The following is a 5,555-nucleotide window of genomic DNA, read 5'->3' as shown; positions in this document are numbered from 1 at the left end:
CCGCCGACCCGGACCGGGCGGCCGGCCGCGTCGGTCACCGCCAGCGGGCCGAGGACGCCGACCCGCACCGTCTCCGCCGTCGTGTTCACGCCGCCATCGTAACGCCTGCGCACATTCGAGATCTATCTCGTTTAATTGTTCCACGTTTACACCGGTTACGCCCTCTTCCGCAGCCGGGAAACATCCGTCACACTAGCGGCAAACGATCATGCTCCTGTGAGGTGGCGATGGCGACGACCCCGGCCCAGAAGACGGCTGCCAAGCCTGGGCTGAAACGATCTCTGTCCGTGTGGCAGGCGGTTGGCCTGTCGCTGGCGCTGATGGCGCCGTCCATGGCCGCGAACATCAACCCGCAGGGCGCGGCGCTCGCCGCCGGGCGCGCGGTGCCGCTGACGTTCCTCATCGCCGGGGTCGGCGTGCTGTTCGTGGCCTACACGTTCGTGCGGCTCTGCCAGTACTACCGGCACTCCGGGTCGGTGTACGCGTTCGTCGGGGCGACGCTCGGGCCGCGGTGGGGCGTGATCGCGGGCTGGGGACTGGCCGGCACCTACGTGTTCTACGCGGTGGTGACCGCGGCGGCGGCGGGCATCTTCGGCGCGGGACTGCTCGACTCCCTCGGCATCTGGAAGAACCAGCCGGCCTGGGCGCCGATGCTGGTCGTCGGCATCGCGCTCGCGCTCGCGCTGGTGCTCGCCGCGCTGCCCGCGCGCGGCGGCACCAACGTGCTGCTCGTCGTGGAGGTGTGCACGGTCACGCTGATCCTCATCGTCACCGTGGTCGTGTTCGTCCGGCTGCTGAAGGGGGACGCGCCGGGTGGTTCGCACTTCACCTGGAGCGTGTTCAGCCCGCAGCCGGGGATCGGCCCGTCCGGGCTGTTCCTGGGCGTGGTGTTCGGCTTCCTGTCGTTTGCGGGGTTCGAGGCGTCGTCCACGCTTGGCGAAGAGATGCACAACCCGCAGCGGGCCATCCCGCGAGCGATCCTTGGCGTGGCCGTCTTCGGCGGCATCTACTTCGTGGTCGTCACCGCGGCGGAGATGATGGGCTTCGGTACGTCCGCTAAGGGGGTCGCCGCCTTCACCTCGTCGCCCTCGCTCCTGGGCGACCTCGGCAGCTCCTACGTCGGCTCGTGGGTCGGCAACGTGATCACGGCGGGGACGACGGTGTCGGCGTTCGGCTGCTGCCTGGCCTGCACGGTCGGCGCGGCGCGGCTGTTCTACGCGATGTCGCGGGACACGTTCGGCGAAGGGCGCGGCGTGAGCAGGACGTCCCGGTGGGGCACGCCCGCCTACGCGACGGGGATTGTCACGGTCTGCGCGGCCGTGATCTTCGCGGTCTACGTCGCGGTGTCCGCCAACACGTCCTCGCTGGCCCAGAACGCGTTCCTGTGGTCGGGCACGATCGGCACGCTGATCCTGCTCGTCGTCTACGTGCTCGCGACGATCGGCATGACGATGCTGGTGTTCGTCCGGCGCCAGATGCCTTCGGTGCCGATGTGGCAGGTCGTGATCCCGATCGCGGGGATCATCGTCCTCGGGTACACGCTGTACCGGAACGTCTACCCGTACCCGACCGGCGACGGCCACTGGTTCCCGATCGTGGCCGGCGCCTGGCTGGCCGTCGCGGTCGTCGGCGTGCTGCTGGCGCCGGGCACGGCCCGCAAGCTGGGTCAGGCGCTGGCGGCGCGGGAGGGCATCAGGAACGAGGAGGACGTCATCGGCCTCTGAGCGCGGGCTACGCGGGTACGCGGGCTAGAGGCTAGACCTCGACGACCACCGGGATGATCATCGGGCGGCGGCGGAAGTTGTCGCTGACCCACTTGCCGATCACCCGGCGGGCGAGCTGGCGCAGCGCGTGCGTGTCGGAGATCCCCTCGGCGGCGGCGCGCTCCAGCGCCTCCTGAAGCTTCGGCAGCACCTCGCTGAACGCCCCCTCGTCGATGCCCGAGCCGCGCGCGTGGATCTCCGGGCCGCCGACGATCTTGCCGCTGTTCGAATCGACCACCATGACGACCGAGATGAAGCCCTCGTCGCCGAGGATGCGCCGGTCCTTGAGCTGGGATTCGGTCACCTCGCCGACGGTGAGCCCGTCGACGTAGACGTACCCGCACGGCACCGCGCCGGCGATCGACGCCTGGCCGTCGACCAGGTCGACCACCACGCCGTCTTCGGCGATGACGATGTGGTCGTCGGGCACGCCCGTCAGCGACGCCAGCCGCGCGTGCGCCCGCAGGTGCCGCCATTCGCCGTGCACCGGCATGAAGTTGCGCGGCTTGACCAGGTTGAGCACGTACAGCAGCTCGCCGGCCGGGGCGTGCCCGCTCACGTGCACCAGGCTGGATTCCTTGTGCACCACGCGCGCGCCGAGCCTGGTCAGCCCGTTGATCACCCGGTAGACGGCGGTCTCGTTGCCGGGGATCAGGCTGGAGGCCAGGATCACCGTGTCGCCGGGCGCGATCCTGATCGGGTGGTCCCGGCCCGCCATCCGGGACAGCGCGGACATCGGCTCGCCCTGCGACCCGGTGGAGATCAGCACCACGTCGCGAGGCGGCAGCTCCTCGGCCTCGCGCAGGTCGACGAGCAGCCCGCCGGGCACGTGCAGGTAGCCGAGGTCGCGGGCGACGCCCATGTTGCGCACCATGCTGCGGCCGACGAACGCGACCTTCCGCCGGTGCTTCACCGCGGTGTCCAGCACCTGCTGCACCCGGTGCACGTGCGACGCGAAGCAGGCCACGATGATCCGCTGCGCGGCGTTCGCGAACACCTCGTCGAGCACCGGCGCGATGTCCCGCTCGGACCGCACGATGCCCGGCACCTCGGCGTTGGTCGAGTCGGACAGCAGCAGGTCGACGCCCTCGCCGCCGAGCCGCGCGAACCCGGCCAGGTCGGTCAGCCGCCCGTCGAGCGGCAGCTGGTCCATCTTGAAGTCACCGGTGTGCAGCACTACGCCGGCCGGGGTCTTGATCGCGACGGCCAGGGCGTCTGGAATCGAGTGGTTGACTGCGAAAAACTCAAGTTCGAATGGTCCGAACGTACGCGTGGTTCCCTCTCGCACCTCCTCCGTCTCCGGGGTGAGGCGGTGCTCGGTGAGCTTGGACCGCACCAGGGCGAGCGTCAGCTTCGACCCGACGAGCAGCACGTCGCCGCGGTTGCGGAGCAGGTAAGGCACCGCGCCGATGTGGTCCTCGTGGGCGTGCGTCAGCACCAGCGCCTCGACCTGGTCCAGCCGGCCCTCGAGGTAGGCGAAGTCGGGCAGGATCAGGTCCACGCCCGGCTGGTCCGGTTCGGGGAACAGCACGCCGCAGTCGACGATCAGCAGCCGGCCGCCGTATTCGAAGACGGTCATGTTCCGGCCGATCTCGCCGAGACCGCCGAGCGGGATGACCCGCAGTCCGTTGTGGTCGAGGGGAGCCGGTGGGGTCAGTTCGGGGTGCGGGTAGCTCAACGGTGCGCCTCAGCCTGGATGTTGACGCCGCCCGCGGTGAGGTCGTCATGCAGCTTTTGCCGCTCGGCATCGCTGGCGGGGAGCAGCGGGCCGCGCACGCCGCCGCCCGGCAGGCCGAGCAGGTCCATGGCCGCCTTGGTCATGACCGCCGCCTGGTTGCGGAACAGCCCGACGTTGACCGGGAGCATGGACAGGTGCAGCTTCGCCGCCTGCGTGTTATGGCCGTCGGTGAACGCCTCGAGCATCTCGAAGATCCGGTCCCCGACGACGTGGCCGGTGACGCTGATGCAGCCGACGCCGCCGATCGACCACAGCGGCAGGTTCATCGGGTCGTCGCCTGAGTAGTACGCGAGGCCGGTGCGGGACAGCACCTGCGACGTGGCCGCCAGGTCGCCCTTGGCGTCCTTGACGCCGACGATCCGGGGGTGACTGCTCAGCGTGACCAGGGTCTCCGTCGCCAGCGCGACGGCCGTCCTGCCGGGAATGTCGTAGATCAGCATCGGGAGCTGCGTGCTGTCGGCCACCGTGGTGAAGTGGGCGATGAGCGCGTCCTGCGCGGGCTTGCTGTAGTACGGGGTCACCGCGAGCAGGCCGTGCGCTCCGGCTCGCTCGGCCTGGCGGGCGAGCTCGACGGTGTGCGCGGTGATGTTGGTGCCCACCCCGGCCACCACCTTGGCCCGGTCACCGACGGCCTCGAGCACCGCCTTGATCAGCCGCGATTTCTCCTCGTCCGTCGTGGTCGGCGCCTCGCCGGTGGTGCCGTTGATCACCAGCCCCTCGTTGCGCATGTCGTCCACGAGGTGGGTGGCGAGCCGGGCCGCGCCGTCATAGTCGACGGCGCCGTCAGGAGTCATCGGTGTGACCATGGCCGTCAACAGCCGGCCGAAGGGAGCCGTGGTGTTGGTCATATCCGAACGCTACCGCGCCAGGGCCGCACCGGGTACTCCGTATCGCCCGTGGCGTAGCACGTGGCGGGCGGCCGGCCGACGGGAGAAGCCGCGGTTTCAGGCAATGCGGTTGCGCAGCGTGCCGAGCCCCTCGATCTCGAGCTCGACCACGTCGCCGCGGGTGAGCCAGCGGCCGTCGTCGTGCTCCAGGATGCTGCCGGAGCCCACCGTCCCCGAGCCGATCACGTCCCCCGGTCTCAGCTGGGTGTTGCTGGACGCCCGGTCGAGGATCTGCCGCCAGGAGTAATGCATGTCGGCGAGGTTGCCACGGGACCGTTCCTCGCCGTTGACCCTGGCGGTCATCACCGCGCTCGTGCCGTCGAACTCGTCGGGGGTGACGAGGACCGGGCCGAAGCTCGTCGCGAAGTCCTTGCCCTTCGCGGGACCGAGGCCGACGCGCATCTCCTTGCGCTGGATGTCGCGGGCGGAGAAGTCGTTCATGACCATGAACCCGGCGATCTCTTCGTCTTTGCCGATGACGGCGGCGATCTCGAGCTCGTAGTCCAGCTCGCTCGTGCCCTCCGGGTAGCGGATGTCGTCGTCAGGGCCGTACACCGCCGCCGGGTTGGTGAAGTAGAAGACGGGGAACTCGTACCACTCCTTCGGCACTTCCGACCCGCGGTTCCTGCGGGCGGTGGCCACGTGCTGCTCGAAGGCGAAGAAGTCCCTGATCGACGGCGGCACCGGGATGGGGGCGAGGAGCGTGACCTGGTCGAGGGGGTAGCGCTGGCCGGCTGGGGGCTGGCTGTTCGCCGGCGCCGTGAGGACGTCGATGAGGGTGGGCGCCTGAAGGCGGATGACCTCGCCGCCTTCGACCCGGCCTGGCGCCGTCTCGTCTCCCAGCCTGAACGTGCAGTACCGCACCCGCGGGCCTCCTTGCTCGTTGGCGTCGTCCCGGATGGTACCGCTTGAGAGCCGCTCTCATCAGCATCTGCGTTTGCTCTCACCGGTCCGGCTCCCTGACGGCTCTGCGGAGCGGCTGAGGTTATCGGCACGGCCCGCCGAGCCGGGCGCACGACAGTGAGTACGTACCGATCACGTCACTGACTGGAGGGCTTCATGACGCCGGAACGCGAACCCGCGGACGCCGAGCTGGCCAGGGCCAGGCAGCGGCGGCGCAAGGGCAGGACCAGGCTCGCCGCCGTCACGGGCGGTGCCGGCCTGGCG

Annotated in this window: 4 protein-coding genes; 1 reads left to right on the top strand and 3 read right to left on the bottom strand. The window is 70.0% G+C overall.

All coding sequences use genetic code 11. The features are described from left to right. The first annotated feature begins 287 nt into the window (after positions 1-287). Complete coding sequence (locus tag WA805_RS04840; protein WP_425241745.1) at positions 288-1,724, top strand: APC family permease; 1,437 nt, start codon at positions 288-290, stop codon at positions 1,722-1,724. A 31-nt stretch (positions 1,725-1,755) separates the two neighbouring features. On the opposite strand, the gene WA805_RS04835 is transcribed toward WA805_RS04840, so the two are convergent. The 3 genes from WA805_RS04835 to WA805_RS04825 form a co-directional block, all read right to left on the bottom strand. After that, a complete protein-coding gene (locus WA805_RS04835) occupies positions 1,756-3,441 on the bottom strand; it encodes a ribonuclease J (protein WP_422278332.1) in 1,686 nt (561 codons plus the stop codon). Further along, a complete protein-coding gene (gene dapA, locus WA805_RS04830) occupies positions 3,438-4,349 on the bottom strand; it encodes a 4-hydroxy-tetrahydrodipicolinate synthase (RefSeq protein ID WP_422278330.1) in 912 nt (303 codons plus the stop codon). Before dapA ends, WA805_RS04835 begins: the two co-directional genes overlap by 4 nt. A 96-nt stretch (positions 4,350-4,445) precedes the next feature. Next, a complete protein-coding gene (locus WA805_RS04825; protein ID WP_425241744.1) occupies positions 4,446-5,252 on the bottom strand; it encodes a fumarylacetoacetate hydrolase family protein in 807 nt (268 codons plus the stop codon). Between the last annotated feature and the right edge of the window lie 303 nt (positions 5,253-5,555).

It is taken from the genome of Trebonia sp., from assembly GCF_049794275.1.
In the GTDB taxonomy this organism is placed as follows: Bacteria; Actinomycetota; Actinomycetes; order Streptosporangiales; family Streptosporangiaceae; genus Trebonia.
This window is presented reverse-complemented; position numbering and strand designations above follow the sequence as displayed.